This window comes from Xanthomonas sp. 3793 (genome assembly GCF_024806835.1).
In the GTDB taxonomy this organism is placed as follows: domain Bacteria; phylum Pseudomonadota; class Gammaproteobacteria; order Xanthomonadales; family Xanthomonadaceae; genus Xanthomonas; species Xanthomonas arboricola_F.
On sequence record NZ_JANTYU010000001.1, the window covers coordinates 780,573 to 798,040 of the forward strand.

The window sequence follows — 17,468 nt, forward strand, 5'->3', positions numbered from 1 at the left end:
TTAGTCACTCCGCGCGCGGCTTGCCAGCCGCCGACTCGTTGGATGGTTTCTTCTTGTCGTGCCCGGGTTTTTTCGGGCCGGGCTTATTCGGTTTTTGCGGCGCAAGGCCCAAGGCGACCCAATCCGGCAGGATGCGCGCCTTGTCGATGTTGTCGAAGCCGATCTGCACGTCCTTGCCGTCGACCGAAAACACCACGGCATCAGCTTCCGGCTCGGTGCGCAGGATCTGACCCTGAAAGCGGCGCCGACCATCCTGCGCAAGCTTCAACACGATCTTTGCGGACTCGCCGACATGGCGCGCGAATTGTTCCAGGGTGAACAACGGACGGTCCACACCCGGCGAGGACACTTCCAGGGTGTAGTTGCCACTGATCGGGTCTTCGACGTCGAGCTGGGCGGAGACTTCACGGCTCACGCGCTCGCAATCGTCGACGTTGATGACACGCTCGGGCTGTTCGGCCAGCGGCACATCGATGTAAAGTCGCAACGTGGCGCCGCCTGGCGCGGGAAGATACTCCACGCCCAGCAGTTCCAAGCCCAGGGACTCAACCGTTGGACTCAGCAGATTCGCGATTTCGGTCGCTTTTTCGCTCACAGACTGCCCTGATCAAATGATTGCCAGTAGAACCCCGGCAACCGGCAGCAAACTTTCCGGTTCCGGAAAAAACAAGGGGCCCGATGGGCCCCTTGCGTGAAAAAAGCCCGACCTCTCAGGGTCGGCGCAAGGACGGGAACATGCGTCCTTACGATCCAAGAAGTTGAATCACTGCGATAAAGCGGTAATTCGAAACTTGGTAGCGGGGGCAGGATTTGAACCTGCGACCTTCGGGTTATGAGCCCGACGAGCTGCCAGACTGCTCCACCCCGCAGCAGAAGCGGAATTATGAAGAACTTGAGCGGCAATTGCAAGCCCTAAGTTTTTCATCTGTTGGACACTTTGGCGAGTGTCCAACGTCGCGGCGAATGATAACCGCAATGCAACAAAAACGAAACACCAATCACAACTTTATTTCATATCCGCGCCATGCGCGGGCAACAGGCGTCGCGACGAACGCAACACCTGACCGTGCCCGCTTCTTATGCGAGACCGGCAAACGCGCGCTGGCACCACACCATGATCGGGTTCCAGGCCAAGCCAAGCGCGAGCAACGCAAGTGCGTTGACGCCCAGCACGGTCCCCAGCACGCGGTCGTTATTGGCTGGCAACGGCTCACCGACCGGCTCATCGAAATACATGACCTTGATGACACGCAGGTAGTAGTACGCACCGATCACCGCGCAGATCACACCCACCAGCGCCAACCACAGCATGTCGCCGTTCACCGCCGCGCCCAGCACGGCCAGCTTGGTCCAGAAGCCGAGGAACGGCGGAATACCCGCCAGCGACGCCATGATGCACAACACCAGGCCGGCCATCCACGGATTGCGCGCGTTGAGGCCCTTGAAGTCGTCGATGTTCTCGGCTTCGAACCCATTGCGCGACAACGCGATGATGGCGCCGAACGACGCGGTCGACATGATGGTGTAGCTCACCGCATAGAACATCGCGGCGGCGTAACCCTCTTCGCCGCCGCCGGCGACGCCCATCAGCAGGAAGCCGATATGCGAGACCGTCGAATATGCAAGCATGCGCTTGAGATTGCTCTGCGCAATGGCCATCAGGTTGCCGACGACCAGCGACAGTGCCGACAGGCCGCCGATCAACAGATGCCACTGCGGCGACAACGGCCCCATGCCCACCTCCAGCAGGCGGTAGGTCATGCCGAACGCAGCCAGCTTCGGTGCGGAGCTGATAAACAACGCGATTGGTGCCGGTGCGCCCTGATAGACATCCGGCAGCCACATATGGAACGGTGCCGCGCCCAGCTTGAACGCCACGCCAGCGATCATGAAGATGGTGCCGGTCAGCAGCAGCGTACGCTCGCCGGAGCCTTCGATAGCTTCGTGGATGCCAGCCAGGCTCAAGGTGCCGGTAGCGCCATAGACCAGCGACATGCCGTACAGCAGCAGGCCCGACGCCAGCGAACCCAGCACGAAATACTTCATCGCCGCTTCGGTGGCCAGGCCGTTGTCGCGGTTGGATGCGACCAGCGCGTACGAGCACAGCGCCAGCAATTCCAGACCCAGGTAGACCATCAGCAGGCTGCCGGCCGACGCCAGCAGCATCATGCCGGCGGTCGCGAACAACACCAGTACCGGGATTTCGCCTTGATAGAGATTGCGCTCGCGCAGGTAGGTCCAGCCATAGACCAGGCTCAACCCGCTGACGAGCACGATCACCGTCTTCATCACGTCTGCGGCGGTATCGCGCACGAACATGCCATTGAAGATATCGCCCTGCCCGCCTGTGCCGGTGGCCAGCAACGCAAACACCACGGCGAGAACAGCGATGGAGAACAAGTGGGTCCAGACCTTGTTCCGCTGGCTCATGAACAGGTCGAGCATCAGCAATGCGAAGGCGCCGCCGATCAGCACCAGCTCCGGAACGAGCGGAGCCAGGTCAGCGGTGGTCAACGGCGCGAGCGTTGGCGTGGTCATCATCAAATCCTGAAAATCAAAACGTACGGCAAGCGGTCAAAGCTTGCTCGCGGCGATCTGGGTAGCCAGCTTGGCGATCGATGGTTCCATCAGATCGGTCAGCGGCTTCGGATACAGGCCCAGGGCCAGCACGCCAGCAGCGAACACCCCCAGCACGAAAGCCTCGCGGCCATTGATGTCCTTCAGCTCGGCCACGTGGGCATTGGCCACTTCGCCGAAGAACACGCGCTTGTAGAGCCACAGCGTGTAGGCGGCCGTGATCACCAGGGTCGTGGCGGCGGCGAAGGCAACCAGCGGATGCTTCTGGAAGCTGGCCAGGATCACCATGAATTCACCGACGAACCCGCTGGTACCCGGCAGACCGGCATTGGCCATGAAGAACAGCATGGAAAAGGTCGCAAACCACGGCATCACATTGACCACGCCGCCGTAATCGGCGATGCGGCGCGTGTGCATGCGGTCGTACAGCACACCGATGCAGGAGAACATCGCGCCGGACACGAAGCCGTGCGAAATCATCTGCACCATCGCGCCCTGCAAGCCGAGGCGTGCTGCGTCGGTGCTGCCGTACTCGCGCACCAGGGTGAAGGCGATGAAGGTGCCCAGGGTGACGAAACCCATGTGCGCGATGGACGAATACGCCACCAGCTTCTTCATGTCGTCCTGCACCAACGCCACCAGGCCGACGTAGATCACCGCGATCAGCGACAGCGTGATCACCAGCCACGCAAACTCATGGCTGGCATCGGGAACGATCGGCAGGTTGAAACGCAGGAAACCGTAGCCGCCGATCTTCAGTGCGATCGCGGCCAGGATCACCGAACCGGCGGTCGGTGCTTCGACGTGCGCGTCCGGCAACCAGGTATGCACCGGGAACATCGGCACCTTGACCGCGAACGCGATCAGGAACGCGAAGAAGATCCAGGTCTGCTCCTTGGCGGTCAGCTGCAGCGCATACAGGTCGGCGAGCTGGAAGCTGCCGCCCTTCAGATACAGATACACCAGACCCACCAGCATCAGCACCGAGCCGAGGAAGGTGTAGAGGAAGAACTTCATCGCCGCATAGATACGCCGCGGACCGCCCCAGACACCGATGATGAGGAACATCGGGATCAGCATGGCTTCGAAGAAGACATAGAACAGCATCGCATCGGTCGCGGCGAAGATGCCGACCGTGACGCCTTCCAGGATCAGGAAGGCAGCGACGTACTGATTGACGCGCTTGTCGATCGAGCGCCAGGCACCGATCAGTGCCAGCACAGTCACCAGCGTGGTCAGCACGATCAACGCAACCGCGATGCCATCCACGCCCAGGTTGTAGCCGATGTTGTAGGCCGGAATCCAGGCATGCAGTTCGATGAACTGCATCGCGTCATTGGCCGTGTCGTAGCCCAGCAGCGGCAGACTCAGCACAAAGGTCGCCACCGCCACCGCCAGGGATGCCCAGCGGGCAGTCTCGGCGTTGCGCAACGCAAGGATCAGGGCGCCACCGATAATCGGCAGCCAGATCAAGATAGACAGTAAAGGCCAGTTCGACACGTTTTCTTATTCCGTACAGGTCAACGCCAGAAATGCATCAGTACCGCCAACAAGGCGATCAAACCGATGATCATTGCGAAGGCGTAGTGATAGAGGAAACCGGATTGCGTGCGACGCAGCAGATTTGCAGCCAGGTCGATCAGTCGGGCAGAACCATTGACGGCCACGCCGTCGACCACATGGGTATCGATTGCGCGTGACGCCTTGCCAAGGACAACACCGCCACCGGCGAAGCCATTGATCCACAGCTTGTCGAAGCCGTATTTGTTTTCCAGCAGCCACACGATCGGCGCGAACGCCTTGCGCGACTTGGTAGCCAGTTCCGGCTTCCACAGGTAGAACAGAGCAGCGAGCACTAGACCGGCAAGCGTCAGGAAGAACGGTGCCGCCATCATGCCGTGCAGCGCGAACGCGACCGGGCCATGGAACTCCTCGGCCAGGGCACCCACGGTATCGCGTGCCGGGTCGTAGAAGTCAACGATGCCGGTGAAGAACGACACAGCCTGCCCTTTAAGCGCGTGCGCCGCGTGATGGCCCTGCCAATCGGTGCCGAACAACATCGGGCCGATGGTGAAGAAGCCGATCGCCACCGAGGGAATCGCCAGAAGGATCAACGGCAACGTCACCACCCACTTAGACTCGTGCGGCTCGTGTGCGCCATGGTGGCCGTGATCGTCGTGGCCATGTGTGTCGTGTGCATGTGCGTCGTGCGCATGGCTGTCGTGCACGTGGACCTGCGCCTCGGCGTCGGTGTGCGCGCTGTCGTGGTGGGCATGGGCGTCGTGCGCATGCGCATCGCGGAAGCGTTCCTTGCCGTGGAAGGTCAGGAACAGCAGACGGAAGCTGTAGAAGCTGGTCACCAGCACGCCGCCGAGCACCGCCCAGTAGCCATAGGTCGCGATCCAGCTATGCGACTCATGCGCGTGATGCGCAGCGGCCTCGATGATGGTGTCCTTCGAGTAGAAGCCCGAGAAGAACGGCGTACCGACCAGCGCCAGCGTACCGATCACACTGGTCCAGTAAGTCACCTTCATGTACTTGCGCAGGCCGCCCATCTTGCGCATGTCCTGCTCGTGGTGCATGCCGATGATGACCGAGCCGGCCGCCAGGAACAGCAGCGCCTTGAAGAAAGCATGCGTCATCAGGTGGAACACTGCGGCCGAATAGGCCGATACGCCCAGCGCCACGGTCATGTAGCCGAGCTGGGACAGCGTCGAGTACGCGACCACGCGCTTGATGTCGTTCTGCACGATGCCGATCAGGCCAGTGAAGAAAGCCGTGGTCGCACCGATGAACAGGATGAAGTTCAGCGCGGTTTCGGACAGCTCGAACAGCGGCGACATGCGCGCCACCATGAAGATGCCGGCAGTTACCATGGTTGCAGCGTGGATCAGCGCCGAGATCGGGGTCGGGCCTTCCATCGAGTCAGGCAGCCACACATGCAGCGGCACCTGCGCCGACTTGCCCATCGCACCGATGAACAGGCAGATGCAGATCAGCGTCATCACGCTCCACTCGTGGCCTGCGAACAGCTGCACCTTGGCACCGGCCATGGTGGTCGCGTTGGCGAACACGGTGGAGTAATCCAGCGAGCCGAACCACAGCAACACACCGGCGATGCCGAGAATGAAGCCGAAATCGCCGACGCGGTTGACCAGGAACGCCTTCATGTTGGCGAACACGGCGGTCGGGCGCTTGAACCAGAAACCGATCAGCAGGTACGACACCAGGCCCACCGCTTCCCAGCCGAAGAACAGCTGCAGGAAGTTGTTGCTCATCACCAGCGTCAGCATGGAGAAGGTGAACAACGAGATATAGCTGAAGAAGCGCTGGTAACCCGGATCCTCTTCCATGTAGCCGATGGTGTAGATGTGCACCAGCAGCGACACGAAGGTCACCACCACCATCATCATCGCGGTCAGGCGATCGACCATGAAGCCGACATGCGCGGAGTAATTACCGACGTCGAAGAAGGTGTACAGGTTCTGGTTGAACGGGCTGGCACCCTGCTCCACCAATTGGTACAGGGTCAGGCACGACAGCACGCAGCTGACCGCCACACCGAGGATGGTGACGTACTGCGCGCCCTTGCGTCCTACCTGGCGCCCGAACAGGCCGGCGATGATGCTGCCGACCAGCGGTGCAAGCACCACTGCGATCAACAGACTCTTGGAGAGAGTGATTTCCATCTACAGGTCAGCCCTTCAACGTATCGACTTCGGCCACATTGATCGTGCGGCGCGTGCGGAACAGAGTCACCAGGATCGCGAGGCCGATGGCGGCCTCCGCGGCGGCAACGGTCAGGATGAAGAACACGAACAACTGACCGGCGGTGTCGCCGAGCTCGCGCGAGAATGCGATGAAGTTGACGTTGACCGACAGCAGCATCAACTCGATCGACATCAGCAAGACGATGACGTTCTTGCGGTTGAGGAAGATGCCGGCCAGGGAGATGCAGAACAGCACCGCGCCAAGCCCAAGCAGGTGGCCCAAGGTAATCAAGACTTCGCCTCCTGTCCGTCGGCCGCGTCGATCTGCGGCGCAACCTGTACCGGCTTTTCAACCGCCATTTTGACCATGCGCAGACGGTCGCCCGCCTTGACCCGCGACTGCTCGCCGGCGTTCTGCAGCTTGATGCCGGTGCGCTTACGCAGGGTCAGCATCACTGCAGCCACCACCGCCACGGTCAGAATCACCGCAGCAAATTCGAACGGCAGCAGGAACTCGGTATACAGGCTCTTGGCCAGCCAGGTCAGGTTCGAGCTGTCGGCAGCCTGCGCTGCTGCATTGTCGACCGGGAACGGCGTGGCAGTGCGCGACTTGACCCCGATCAAGGTGACCATCTGCGCCAGCATCGCCACCGCAACGATCACGCCCAGCGGCATGTACTTGACCCAGCCCTCGCGCAGCCGGCTGGTGTCGATGTCCAGCATCATCACCACGAACAGGAACAACACCATCACCGCGCCGACGTAGACCAGCACCAGGGTGACGCCGAGGAACTCGGCCCCGACCAGCAGCCAGATGCAGGCCATTGAGAAGAAGGTGAGGATCAGGCACAACACGGCATACACCGGGTTACGCACGCTGATCACCGCACCGGCGGACACCACCGCGATTGCGGAGAAGGCGTAAAACGCAATAGAGACCCAGTCCATCATGACCTCAACGGAAGGCGGCATCGGCAGCGCGACGCTCGGCGATCTCGGCCTCTAGCCGGTCTCCGATCGCCAGCAGCTGCGGCTTGTTGACAATGTTCTCGCCACGCTTCTCGAAGTGGTACTCGAGGATATGCGTTTCGACGATCGAGTCCACCGGGCAGCTTTCTTCGCAAAAGCCGCAGAAGATGCACTTGAACAGGTCGATGTCGTAGCGCGTGGTGCGGCGCGAGCCATCCTCGCGCTTGGCCGAGTCGATGGTGATTGCCAATGCCGGGCAGACCGCTTCGCACAGCTTGCAGGCGATGCAGCGCTCTTCGCCATTGGGATAACGACGCAGCGCATGCAAGCCACGGAAACGCGGCGACTGCGGAAACTTCTCCATCGGATACAGCACGGTGTACTTGGGCTTGAACGTGTATTTCAACGTCAGCCACAAGCCTCCGAGCAGTTCGAGCAGGAGCAAGCTCTTGAAGTAATGGGTGATCTTGTTCATCAATTACACGCCCTTCTGGATCACGCCGTAAAACACCATCAATGCCGTCACTGCGATCCACACGATCGTGAGCGGAATGAACACCTTCCAGCCCAGACGCATGATCTGGTCGTAGCGGTAGCGCGGGAAGCTGGCACGGAACCAGATGTAGGCGCTGGCGAAGAAGAACACCTTCATCAGCAGCCACGGCCAACCGCCCTTCCACACCCAGTCAATCCACGGCGAGATGTCTGGGCTGCCCCACACCTGGGGCCACGGGCTCAACCAGCCGCCCAGGAAGAAGATCGAGATCAGGAAGCTGACCAGGATCATGTTGGCGTATTCGGCCAGGAAGAACAGTGCGAATGCACCGCCCGAGTATTCCACCATGTGGCCCGCGACGATTTCCGACTCGCCTTCCACCACGTCGAACGGCGCGCGGTTGGTTTCGGCAACGCCGGAGACCCAGTACACGATGAACAACGGGAACAGCGGAATCAGGAACCAGTCGAAGAAGCCGGAGTTACCCGCTTGCGCAAACACGATCTGGCTGAGGTTGACGCTGCCGGAAGCGATCATTACGCCGACCAGCGCAAAACCCATCGCAATCTCGTAGCTGACCACCTGCGCGGCCGAGCGCATCGCACCCAGGAACGCATACTTGGAGTTGGAGGCCCAGCCGGCGAGGATGATGCCGTACACGCCCAGCGAGGTCATCGCCAGCAGATACAGCAGACCGACGTTGGCGTTGGACAGCACCAGCTGCGCATCGAACGGCACTACCGACCATGCCGCGAATGCCGGCGCCAGCGTCAGCAGCGGCGCGATGATGAACATCGCCTTGTGCGAACTGCTCGGTTGCAGGATCTCCTTGAACAGGAGCTTGAACACGTCTGCGAAGGCCTGAAAGATGCCCATGCCCACGTACATGGGCCCGTGACGCACGTGCATCCAGCCGATCAGCTTGCGCTCCCAGACCACGTAGAAGGCCACCGATACGATCACCGGCACGGCGATCAACAGGATCTTCAACACGGTCCACAGCACGATGCCGCCATCGCCCAGTCCGAGGAACCACTGGTGCAGGGGATCGACCACGTTCAACAGCAATTCGTTCATGCAGCCACCACCGTTACGCGACCGGCGCCGAGCGGCGCGGTAGCGCCATGACCGGATTCGATCCACACCGTGCCCGGTGCGACGCGCTTGTCCAGCACCACCGGCAACGTCGCCTTACCAGCGTCGGTGCCGACCTTGACCATCTGGCCTGCGCCAATCTGCAGCTGTGCAGCCTGCTCCGGATGCATCGCCACGCACGGCGCGACGTTCAGCGGATGCGACTGCAACGCAGCGGCGCGACGCACCACCGCGTCGGTGCGGTAGATCGCGGCGGTTGCCGCAACCTCCAGCCCGTCGGTGGTCGCCTGCGGCTGGGCAGAAGCTACCGGGCGCACGTCGCGGTTCTGCATGCCGGCGCGCAGGCCGACCAGATCGATGAACTCGAAACCGGCCAGACCCAGCTCGCCGCCCAGCGCACGCAGCACACGCCAACCTTCGCGCGCTTCGACCGGCAGGCGGCCTGCGGCACGCGCCGTCTGCACGCGACCATCCAGATTGGTCAGCGAGGCGTCGATTTCCGGCAGTGCGCCGATCGGCAGGATCACATCGGCCACATCGCGCGTCGAAGCGCAGGCGAACTGGCTGAATGCAACGACCTTGGCACCGGCGAGCGCGCTGCGTGCAGCGGCGGCATCGGCAAAATCCAGACCCGGCTCGATGCCGTACAACACGTAGGCCTGACGCGGCTGCGCCAGCATGCCGGCCACATCGCGTGCGGTCGGCAGCACGCCTTGCGACACCAGACCCACCGCGTTCGCACCCTGCGGGATACGGCACAACGAGGCGCCCGTTGCGGCAGCGAAGTCACGTGCGGCAGCACGCAGTGCCGCAGCCTGCGGATGATTTTCAACCAGTGCACCAACCACGATTACGGCGCGCGTCGCGCCCTTGACCGGATCGCGCAGCGCGGCATCGTCGAGTGCAGCAGCCAGTTTCGACGGCGCGACGACGGTGCGGCTGGCCTGGGTAAATGCGAAATCGAAATCGACCGGATTGACCGAATGGATCTGTGTGCGGTTCTGAATGTGCGCCTTGCGCAGACGCGCATGCAGCAATGGCAGCTCGTGACGCACGTTGGTGCCGAACAGCACCACCACATCGGCCTGTTCGATCTCGGCCAGCGGCGTTGCAAACGTCTCGGCCACCGCAGCGTCGGAGAAATCGCGATTGAGCAGACGGTGATCCAGATTGCCGCTACCCAGACCTTCGGCCAGACGTGCGAGCAACGCGCCTTCCTCGTTGGAAGTGGACGGATGCACCAGTACGCCAAGCTGATCGCCAGCGTTGTCGCGCAGGATCTGGGTCGCAGCGGCCAGACCTTCGGTCCAGCTCACTTCGGTCCACTCGCCGTTGATCTTCTTCAACGGCTTGACCGCACGGTCTTCGGAGTACAGACCCTGATGCGAGTAACGGTCGCGATCGGACAGCCAGCACTCGTTGACCGCCTCGTTCTCGCGCGGCACGGTGCGCAGCACTTCGCCGCGACGCACGTGCAGGAACAGGTTCGAGCCCATCGCGTCGTGGTAGCCCAGCGACTCGCGCGCCATCAGCTCCCACGGGCGGGCACGGAACTGGAACACCTTGTTGGTCAGCGCGCCGACCGGGCACACGTCGATGACGTTGCCGGAGATTTCGGTGGTCAGCGGCTTGCCGTCGTAGGTGCCGATCTGCAGGTTTTCACCGCGATACATGCCACCCAGTTCGTAGGTGCCGGCGATGTCTGCAGTGAAGCGCACGCAACGGGTGCACTGGATGCAGCGGGTCATTTCGGTGGCGACCAGCGGACCGATGTCCTCGTCCGGCACCACGCGCTTGCGCTCGTTGAAGCGGCTGACCGAACGGCCGTAGCCGAGCGAGACGTCCTGCAACTCGCACTCGCCGCCCTGATCGCAGATCGGGCAGTCCAGCGGGTGATTGATCAGCAAAAATTCCATCACGCTGCGCTGGTACTTCAGCGCCTTTTCGCTACGCGTGGTGACCTTCATGCCGTCCATTACCGGGGTGGCGCAGGCCGGCGACGGCTTCGGGGATTTTTCGACGTCCACCAGGCACATGCGGCAGTTGGCCGCGATCGGCAGCTTCTCGTGGTAGCAGAAGCGCGGGATCGGGATGCCGGCCTTGTCGGCGGCCTGGATGATCATCGAGCCCTTCGGAACCACCAGGCTCTGCCCGTCGATTTCGACGGTGACATGATCCGGCGGTACGTTCGGGTTCACTGGTTGGGCGCTCATGCGGCCACTCCGACTTGCGTGTCGACGATCGAACGACCGTTGACGATGTAGTACTCGAATTCGTCCCAGAACTGGCGCAGGAAGCCTTGGATCGGCCACGCCGCCGCTTCACCGAACGCGCAGATGGTGTGCCCTTCGATCTGGCCGGCCACGGTACGCAGCTGGTGCAGGTCTTCCATCGTGGCCTTGCCGGCGACGATGCGCTCCAGCACGCGGTGCATCCAGCCGGTGCCTTCGCGGCACGGGGTGCACTGGCCGCAGGATTCCTTGTGGAAGAACTGCGAGATGCGGCAGGCAAAACGCACGCAGCAGACGCTGTCGTCCAGCACCACGATGGCACCCGATCCCAGACCGGTGCCCAGTGCACGCAAGGTGTCGTAGTCCATCTGCAGGCCGGCCACCTGGTCGGCCTTCAGCACCGGCATCGACACACCGCCAGGTACAACGCCCTTGAGCTTGCGGCCCGGACGCAGGCCACCGGCCATTTCCAGCAGCTCGTCGAAGGTGGTGCCGAGCGGCACTTCGAAGTTGCCGCCCTTCTGCACGCAACCGGACACCGAGAAGATCTTCGGGCCGCCGTTCTTGGTCTTGCTCAGCCCAAGAAACCACTCCGGGCCGTTGCGAATGATCGCCGGCACCGACGCATAGGTTTCAGTGTTGTTGATGGTGGTCGGCTTGCCGTACAGGCCGAAGTTGGCCGGGAACGGCGGCTTGTAGCGCGGCTGACCCTTCTTGCCTTCCAGCGATTCCATCAATGCGGTTTCTTCGCCGCAGATGTAGGCGCCTGCACCCAGCGCACCGTAGATATCGATATCCACGCCGCTGCCGAGAATGTTCTTGCCCAGCCAGCCGTTGGCATACGCATCGGCCAGCGCCAGCTCGAAGTTCTCGAACGGCTCGTGGTGGAACTCGCCACGCAGGTAGTTGTAGCCCACGGTCGAGCCGGTGGCATAGCAGGCGATCGCCATGCCCTCCACCACCGAATGCGGGTTGTAACGCAGGATGTCGCGGTCCTTGCAGGTTCCCGGCTCGGATTCGTCCGAATTGCACAGGATGTACTTCTGCATGTTGCCCTTGGGCATGAACGACCACTTCAGACCGGTCGGGAAGCCTGCGCCACCGCGGCCGCGCAGGTTCGATGCCTTGACCATCTCGATGACATCGGCCGGCGCGATCTTCTCTTCGAGGATCTTGCGCAACGCGGCGTAGCCACCGGTCTTGAGGTAGCTCTCGTAGGACCACGGCGTGTCGTAGTGCAGGGTCGTGTAGACGACCTGATGCGGCAACGGCGCCGGACCGACCGGACCTGTAGGTGCGTGATGATGTGCCATGTCTTATTCCAGCCCGTCCAGCAGCGCGTCGACCTTCTCTTTCGTCAGGTGCTCGTGGTAGTGGCCGTTGATGACCATCATCGGCGCTGCCGAGCAGGCCGCCAGGCACTCTTCTTCGCGCTTGAGGTAGACGCGGCCATCGGCCGTCGACTGCCCCAGCTTGCAACCCAGCTTCTTCTCGGCGTGCGCCAGCAGATCTTCGGCGCCGTTGAGCCAGCAGCTGATATTGGTGCAGAACGCCACGTTATGGCGGCCAACCTTCTCGGTCTCGAACATCGAGTAGAAACTGGCGACCTCGTAGGCCCACACCGGCGGCAGTTCCAGATACTTGGCCACGCCGACGATCAGCTCATCGGTCAGCCAGCCCTGGTTCTGCTCCTGCGCAGCATGCAGGCCCTGCAGCACCGCCGAACGCTTGCGGTCGGGCGGAAACTTGGCCAGCCAATGATCGATGTGCGCGCGCGTCTTGTCGCTCAGCACCACCTGCGGATCGACGTCGCGCGCCGCTTCGAAATTACCCGTCGCCTTCATCGGTCAACCTCACCGAAAACCAAATCGTAAGTACCGATCATCGCCACGACGTCGGCCAGCAAATAGCCACGCACCACCGCGTCCATCGACGACAGATGCGCAAAGCCCGGCGCGCGCAGATGCACGCGGAACGGCTTGTTGGCGCCATCGGACATCAGGTAGCAGCCGAACTCGCCCTTGGGCGCTTCGACCGCGCTGTAGGTTTCGCCGGCCGGTACGCAATAGCCTTCGCTGAACAGCTTGAAGTGATGGATCAGCGCTTCCATGTCGTCCTTCATGCCTTCGCGGCTTGGCGGAGCGACCTTGAAATTGGTGACCATGACCGGGCCGGGATTGGCCTTCAGCCATTTCACGCACTGCTTGATGATGCGGTTGGACTCGCGCATCTCGGCCACGCGGACCAGGTAGCGGTCGTAACAGTCGCCGTTGGTGCCGACCGGGATATCGAACTCCACCGCGTCGTACTTGGCATACGGCTGCTTCTTGCGCAGATCCCATTCGATGCCCGAGCCACGCAGCATCGGGCCGGTCATGCCCCAGGCGCGCGCCAGATCCGGGCTGATGATGCCCACATCCACGGTGCGCTGCTTCCAGATGCGGTTATCGGTCAGCAGCGTTTCGTACTCGTCCACGCGCGCCGGGAAGGTGTTGGTGAATTCCTCCAGGAAGTCCAGCAGCGTGCCCTCGCGACCGGCGTTGCGCTTCTTCAGCGCCCCACCCTTGTGCCAGCGGGATTCCTTGTACTGCGGCATGCGATCGGGCAGATCGCGATACACGCCACCGGGACGGTAGTAGGCCGCGTGCATGCGCGCGCCGCTGACCGCCTCGTAGACGTCCATCAATTCTTCGCGCTCGCGGAACGCGTACAGCATCACCGCCATCGCGCCCAGATCGAGTGCGTTGGAACCCACCCACATCAGGTGGTTCTTGATGCGGGTGATCTCGTCGAACATGGTGCGGATGTACTGCGCACGCTCGGGCGCCTCGATGCCCATCAGGGACTCGATCGCGCGCACGTAAGCGTGCTCGTTGCACATCATCGACACGTAATCCAGACGGTCCATGTACGGAACCGACTGGTTGAACGGCTTGGACTCGGCCAGCTTCTCGGTACCACGGTGCAGCAGGCCGATATGCGGATCGGCACGTACCACGGTCTCGCCGTCCATTTCCAGGATCAGGCGCAACACGCCGTGCGCCGCAGGGTGCTGCGGGCCGAAATTCATCGTGTAATTGCGGATTTCCTGCTTGCTTTCGACAGGATTGCTCGCGAAGGCATCGGTTGCCTGGCGGAACTCACTCACTTGGCAGTCTCCGACTTGCCCACTTCACCAGCGGCAGTCTCATAACGGGCATCGTCGCGAATCACGCGCGGCACACCGACGCGCGGTTCGACCGAGGTCACCGGCTCGTACACGACACGCTTGCGCTCTTCGTCGTAACGCACTTCGACGTTGCCGATCAGCGGGAAATCCTTGCGGAACGGGTGGCCGACGAATCCGTAGTCGGTCAGGATGCGGCGCAGGTCCGGGTGGCCGTCGAACACGATGCCGAACAGGTCGAATGCTTCGCGCTCGAACCAGTTCACGCCCGGCCAGATATCGGTCACCGACGCCACCACCGGCACCTGCTCGTCCGGTGCATAGCAACGCACCCGCAGACGCTGGTTGTGCTGATAGGAAATCAGCTGGGCGACCACCGCAAAGCGCTGCTTGGGCATGTGCTGCGGATGGGCGCCGGTGGAGCTTTCCTGGCTGGGAAACTCTCCCCAACCGAAGCGACCGACGGCCTTGCCTTCGACGCCGCGACTGAAGCCCTGCGACGACACGTCGGCGGTATCCCACTCGTCGCTGCCATAGCCCAGGTAATCGACGCCGCACAGATCGCTGAGCTGCTCGAAACCGAGCTCGTCGCGCAGCGCCAGACAGGTGGCGTGCCAATCTGCCGCAGCGACTTCCAGCGTCACTTCGCCGCGCGGCAAGGCCACGGCGATCTGCGCACCGGCGAAACGTGCCGCAAGTCGGTCAGTGAAGGAAGATGCTTGCTCTGCCATGGGGGCTTGGCTGCTCTCGTTAGGAGAAGACGGGTGTCAGCGCGCGATGGTCTGGGTACGCCAGATCTTCTTCTGCAGCTGCAAGATGCCGTAGACCAGGGCCTCGGCGGTCGGCGGGCAGCCCGGGACATAGATGTCCACCGGCACGATGCGGTCGCAACCGCGCACCACCGAATACGAATAATGGTAATAGCCGCCGCCGTTGGCGCAGCTGCCCATCGAGATGACCCACTTCGGGTCCGGCATCTGGTCGTAGACCTTGCGCAGCGCCGGGGCCATCTTGTTGACCAGGGTGCCGGCCACGATCATCACGTCGGACTGGCGCGGCGACGGGCGGAACACCACGCCGTAACGGTCCAGGTCCAGGCGCGACGCGCCGGCATGCATCATCTCGACCGCGCAGCAGGCCAGACCGAAGGTCATCGGCCACATCGAGCCGGTACGCGCCCAGTTCAGCAGTGCGTCGACGCTGGTGGTCACATAGCCCTTTTCGAGCAGCGGGTTTTCGCCGTCCGGGCGCAGGATGTCTTCCACCCGGCCTTCCGGCATCGGGTTGGTCATCAGACGATCCAGGGTCTGAATCACTCCCATTCCAGCGCTCCCTTCTTCCACACGTAGATAAAGCCGAGGAACAACATGCCGACGAACAGGCCCATGGTGACCAGCGAACGTGCGCCGATCTCCATGAACACCTGCGTCCACGGCACGATGAAGATGATTTCCAGGTCGAACACGATGAACTGGATCGCGATGAGGTAGTAGCGCACATCGAACTTCATGCGCGCGTCTTCGAAGGCCTCGAAGCCACACTCGTACGGAGAAAGCTTGCGCGCGTCCGGGCTGCGCGGAGCGAGGAAGCGACCAATCAACATCAGCACGATGCCGATGCCGGTGGCGACGATCAGAAACAGCAGACTCGGCAAATATTCGGCCAGCACAGCGATTCTCTCTTGCCTCTGCCCGCACGCGCCGCGTGCCGGCATGGGGTATAGGCAGACCCTGCGCGCGACACGTCGCGATGCGCAGAAACTGCAGCCAAACAATGGTGCCCAAGAGGGGACTCGAACCCCTACGACCTAAGTCGCTACCACCTCAAGGTAGTGCGTCTACCAATTCCGCCACCTGGGCATACGTTGCGCCGCTGGGCATCCCAGTGCGCAGCGTATTGTAACCGGCTTCAGCGTTTTTGTGCTGGTTCTGAAGCGTTTTCTTCGCTGGCGGCGGGCGCCGACGGCGCAGGCGCGGACTGTGCCGGTGCAGCAGCCGGCGCAACTGCAGGAGCAGGCTGCGACGGAGCGGTCGGTACCGCACCAGCGGCAGGCGCCTGCGGCAACGGCTTGGTCAACTCACCGGCTGCAGCCGGGGCCGGAGTGGCGGACTGCGACATCACACCCAGGTTCTGGTCGGTCGGACGGGCACCGTGGGTGGCGTACCAGGCCATGAACAGGCTGATGCTGAAGAACACCACGGCCAGCCACTTGGTCGACTTGGACAGGAAGTTCGACGCACCCTGCGAACCGAACACCGTGCCCGACGCGCCCGCACCGAAGCCGGAACCGGCCGCCGCACCCGCGCCACGCTGCATCAGGATCAGCGCAATCATCGCCAGCGCGACCAGCACGTAGACCACATTGAGGATCAACATCAGCATTTCGAAATCCGTCCCCGGACAAAACTTAATGGGTTAACAAGCGGCCGCCGCACGCGCAATGGCCAGGAAATCTTCGGCCACCAAGGAGGCGCCTCCGACAAGCCCGCCGTCGACATCGGGCTGTGCGAACAGCTCGCTGGCGTTGTCGGGCTTGACACTGCCCCCGTACAGGATGGGCAGAGAGTCGGCGATTCTAGCATCCGCCTTCGCGACTTCGCCACGCAGGAAGGCGTGCACGGCCTGAGCCTGGGCCGGACTGGCGGTCCGCCCGGTGCCGATCGCCCAGATCGGCTCGTACGCGAGCACGGCCCGTTCGAAGCCGTCGCTACCGACCAGGGCAATCACCGGCTCGAGCTGGGCACGTAGGATTGCCTCAGTCTGACCGGCTTCACGCTGCTCCAGCGATTCGCCCACGCAGAGCACCGGGATCAGCCCGGCATGGATGGCGGCGGCAAATTTGCGCGCCACCAGCTCGCTGCTTTCCTGGTGATACTGACGACGCTCGGAGTGGCCGACCAGGCCGTATTCGGCGCCGACATCCACCAACATCGTTGCCGAGACCTCGCCGGTGTAGGCGCCCTTCTCGTTGCTACTGACGTCCTGGGCTCCAAAGGACAGGTGATGGGCCTCGAAATCCTCGATCAGGTCGCCGAGGTAAGGCAGTGGCGGCAGGATGACGACATCGACACCCTCCAGGGGCATGTGCGCGGCGATCCGGTCCACCAGTTCGGTGGCGAAGGCGCGGCTGCCATGCAGCTTCCAGTTTCCGGCAACGATCTTTCGACGCATCAGGCGCAGGTTCCTGAGTTGAAGACAGGCGACAGAATAGCCCATGCCCTGTC

General features: G+C 62.5%; 17 protein-coding genes and 2 tRNA genes. All 19 read right to left on the reverse strand.

Annotated features, from left to right (window positions below; genetic code table 11):
- Positions 1-4 precede the first annotated feature (4 nt).
- Positions 5-595: a ribosome maturation factor RimP gene (gene rimP / locus FHY18_RS03230; RefSeq protein WP_259151031.1), complete on the reverse strand. Its 591-nt coding sequence runs from the start codon at positions 593-595 to the stop codon at positions 5-7.
- Between the two features lie 197 nt (positions 596-792).
- Positions 793-869 (reverse strand) — tRNA-Met (locus FHY18_RS03235).
- Positions 870-1,077: 208 nt separating this feature from the next.
- Entirely contained in the window at positions 1,078-2,538 is a 1,461-nt protein-coding gene (gene nuoN / locus FHY18_RS03240; protein ID WP_259151033.1) for an NADH-quinone oxidoreductase subunit NuoN, read from the reverse strand.
- Between the two features lie 36 nt (positions 2,539-2,574).
- Positions 2,575-4,077, reverse strand: a complete 1,503-nt coding sequence (locus tag FHY18_RS03245) for an NADH-quinone oxidoreductase subunit M (RefSeq protein ID WP_259151036.1) — start codon at positions 4,075-4,077, stop codon at positions 2,575-2,577.
- Between the two features lie 20 nt (positions 4,078-4,097).
- Positions 4,098-6,266 carry an NADH-quinone oxidoreductase subunit L gene (nuoL, locus tag FHY18_RS03250; protein ID WP_259151038.1) on the reverse strand — a complete coding sequence of 723 codons (2,169 nt, stop codon included), beginning with the start codon at positions 6,264-6,266 and terminating at the stop codon, positions 4,098-4,100.
- Between the two features lie 7 nt (positions 6,267-6,273).
- Positions 6,274-6,579 carry an NADH-quinone oxidoreductase subunit NuoK gene (gene nuoK / locus FHY18_RS03255; RefSeq protein ID WP_005914274.1) on the reverse strand — a complete coding sequence of 102 codons (306 nt, stop codon included), beginning with the start codon at positions 6,577-6,579 and terminating at the stop codon, positions 6,274-6,276.
- A complete protein-coding gene (locus FHY18_RS03260) occupies positions 6,576-7,238 on the reverse strand; it encodes an NADH-quinone oxidoreductase subunit J (protein WP_259152482.1) in 663 nt (220 codons plus the stop codon). Before FHY18_RS03260 ends, nuoK begins: the two co-directional genes overlap by 4 nt.
- 4 nt (positions 7,239-7,242) lie before the next feature.
- Positions 7,243-7,731, reverse strand: a complete 489-nt coding sequence (nuoI, locus tag FHY18_RS03265) for an NADH-quinone oxidoreductase subunit NuoI (RefSeq protein ID WP_039407442.1) — start codon at positions 7,729-7,731, stop codon at positions 7,243-7,245.
- Between the two features lie 3 nt (positions 7,732-7,734).
- Complete coding sequence (gene nuoH / locus FHY18_RS03270) at positions 7,735-8,829, reverse strand: NADH-quinone oxidoreductase subunit NuoH (RefSeq protein WP_259151150.1); 1,095 nt, start codon at positions 8,827-8,829, stop codon at positions 7,735-7,737.
- Positions 8,826-11,060, reverse strand: coding sequence for an NADH-quinone oxidoreductase subunit NuoG (gene nuoG, locus FHY18_RS03275; RefSeq protein ID WP_259151152.1), 2,235 nt, complete (start codon positions 11,058-11,060; stop codon positions 8,826-8,828). The genes nuoH and nuoG overlap by 4 nt, the downstream gene beginning before the upstream one ends.
- Complete coding sequence (nuoF, locus tag FHY18_RS03280; protein WP_039563617.1) at positions 11,057-12,391, reverse strand: NADH-quinone oxidoreductase subunit NuoF; 1,335 nt, start codon at positions 12,389-12,391, stop codon at positions 11,057-11,059. Before nuoF ends, nuoG begins: the two co-directional genes overlap by 4 nt.
- Positions 12,392-12,394: 3 nt before the next feature.
- Positions 12,395-12,922, reverse strand: coding sequence for an NADH-quinone oxidoreductase subunit NuoE (nuoE, locus tag FHY18_RS03285; RefSeq protein ID WP_005991372.1), 528 nt, complete (start codon positions 12,920-12,922; stop codon positions 12,395-12,397).
- Complete coding sequence (locus FHY18_RS03290; RefSeq protein WP_039420572.1) at positions 12,919-14,226, reverse strand: NADH-quinone oxidoreductase subunit D; 1,308 nt, start codon at positions 14,224-14,226, stop codon at positions 12,919-12,921. The genes nuoE and FHY18_RS03290 overlap by 4 nt, the downstream gene beginning before the upstream one ends.
- Positions 14,223-14,975 (reverse strand): NADH-quinone oxidoreductase subunit C, encoded by a 753-nt coding sequence (locus FHY18_RS03295; protein ID WP_005991368.1) that lies wholly within the window; start codon positions 14,973-14,975, stop codon positions 14,223-14,225. Before FHY18_RS03295 ends, FHY18_RS03290 begins: the two co-directional genes overlap by 4 nt.
- A gap of 36 nt (positions 14,976-15,011) precedes the next feature.
- Positions 15,012-15,566 carry an NADH-quinone oxidoreductase subunit B gene (locus FHY18_RS03300; protein WP_039420570.1) on the reverse strand — a complete coding sequence of 185 codons (555 nt, stop codon included), beginning with the start codon at positions 15,564-15,566 and terminating at the stop codon, positions 15,012-15,014.
- On the reverse strand, positions 15,557-15,913 hold the full coding sequence (locus tag FHY18_RS03305) for an NADH-quinone oxidoreductase subunit A (protein WP_005991364.1): 357 nt from the start codon (positions 15,911-15,913) through the stop codon (positions 15,557-15,559). Before FHY18_RS03305 ends, FHY18_RS03300 begins: the two co-directional genes overlap by 10 nt.
- 105 nt (positions 15,914-16,018) lie before the next feature.
- A tRNA-Leu gene (locus FHY18_RS03310) sits at positions 16,019-16,103 on the reverse strand.
- Between the two features lie 49 nt (positions 16,104-16,152).
- A complete protein-coding gene (gene secG / locus FHY18_RS03315) occupies positions 16,153-16,626 on the reverse strand; it encodes a preprotein translocase subunit SecG (protein WP_259151170.1) in 474 nt (157 codons plus the stop codon).
- Positions 16,627-16,659: 33 nt separating this feature from the next.
- Positions 16,660-17,415, reverse strand: a complete 756-nt coding sequence (gene tpiA, locus FHY18_RS03320) for a triose-phosphate isomerase (RefSeq protein WP_259151173.1) — start codon at positions 17,413-17,415, stop codon at positions 16,660-16,662.
- Positions 17,416-17,468 lie beyond the last annotated feature (53 nt).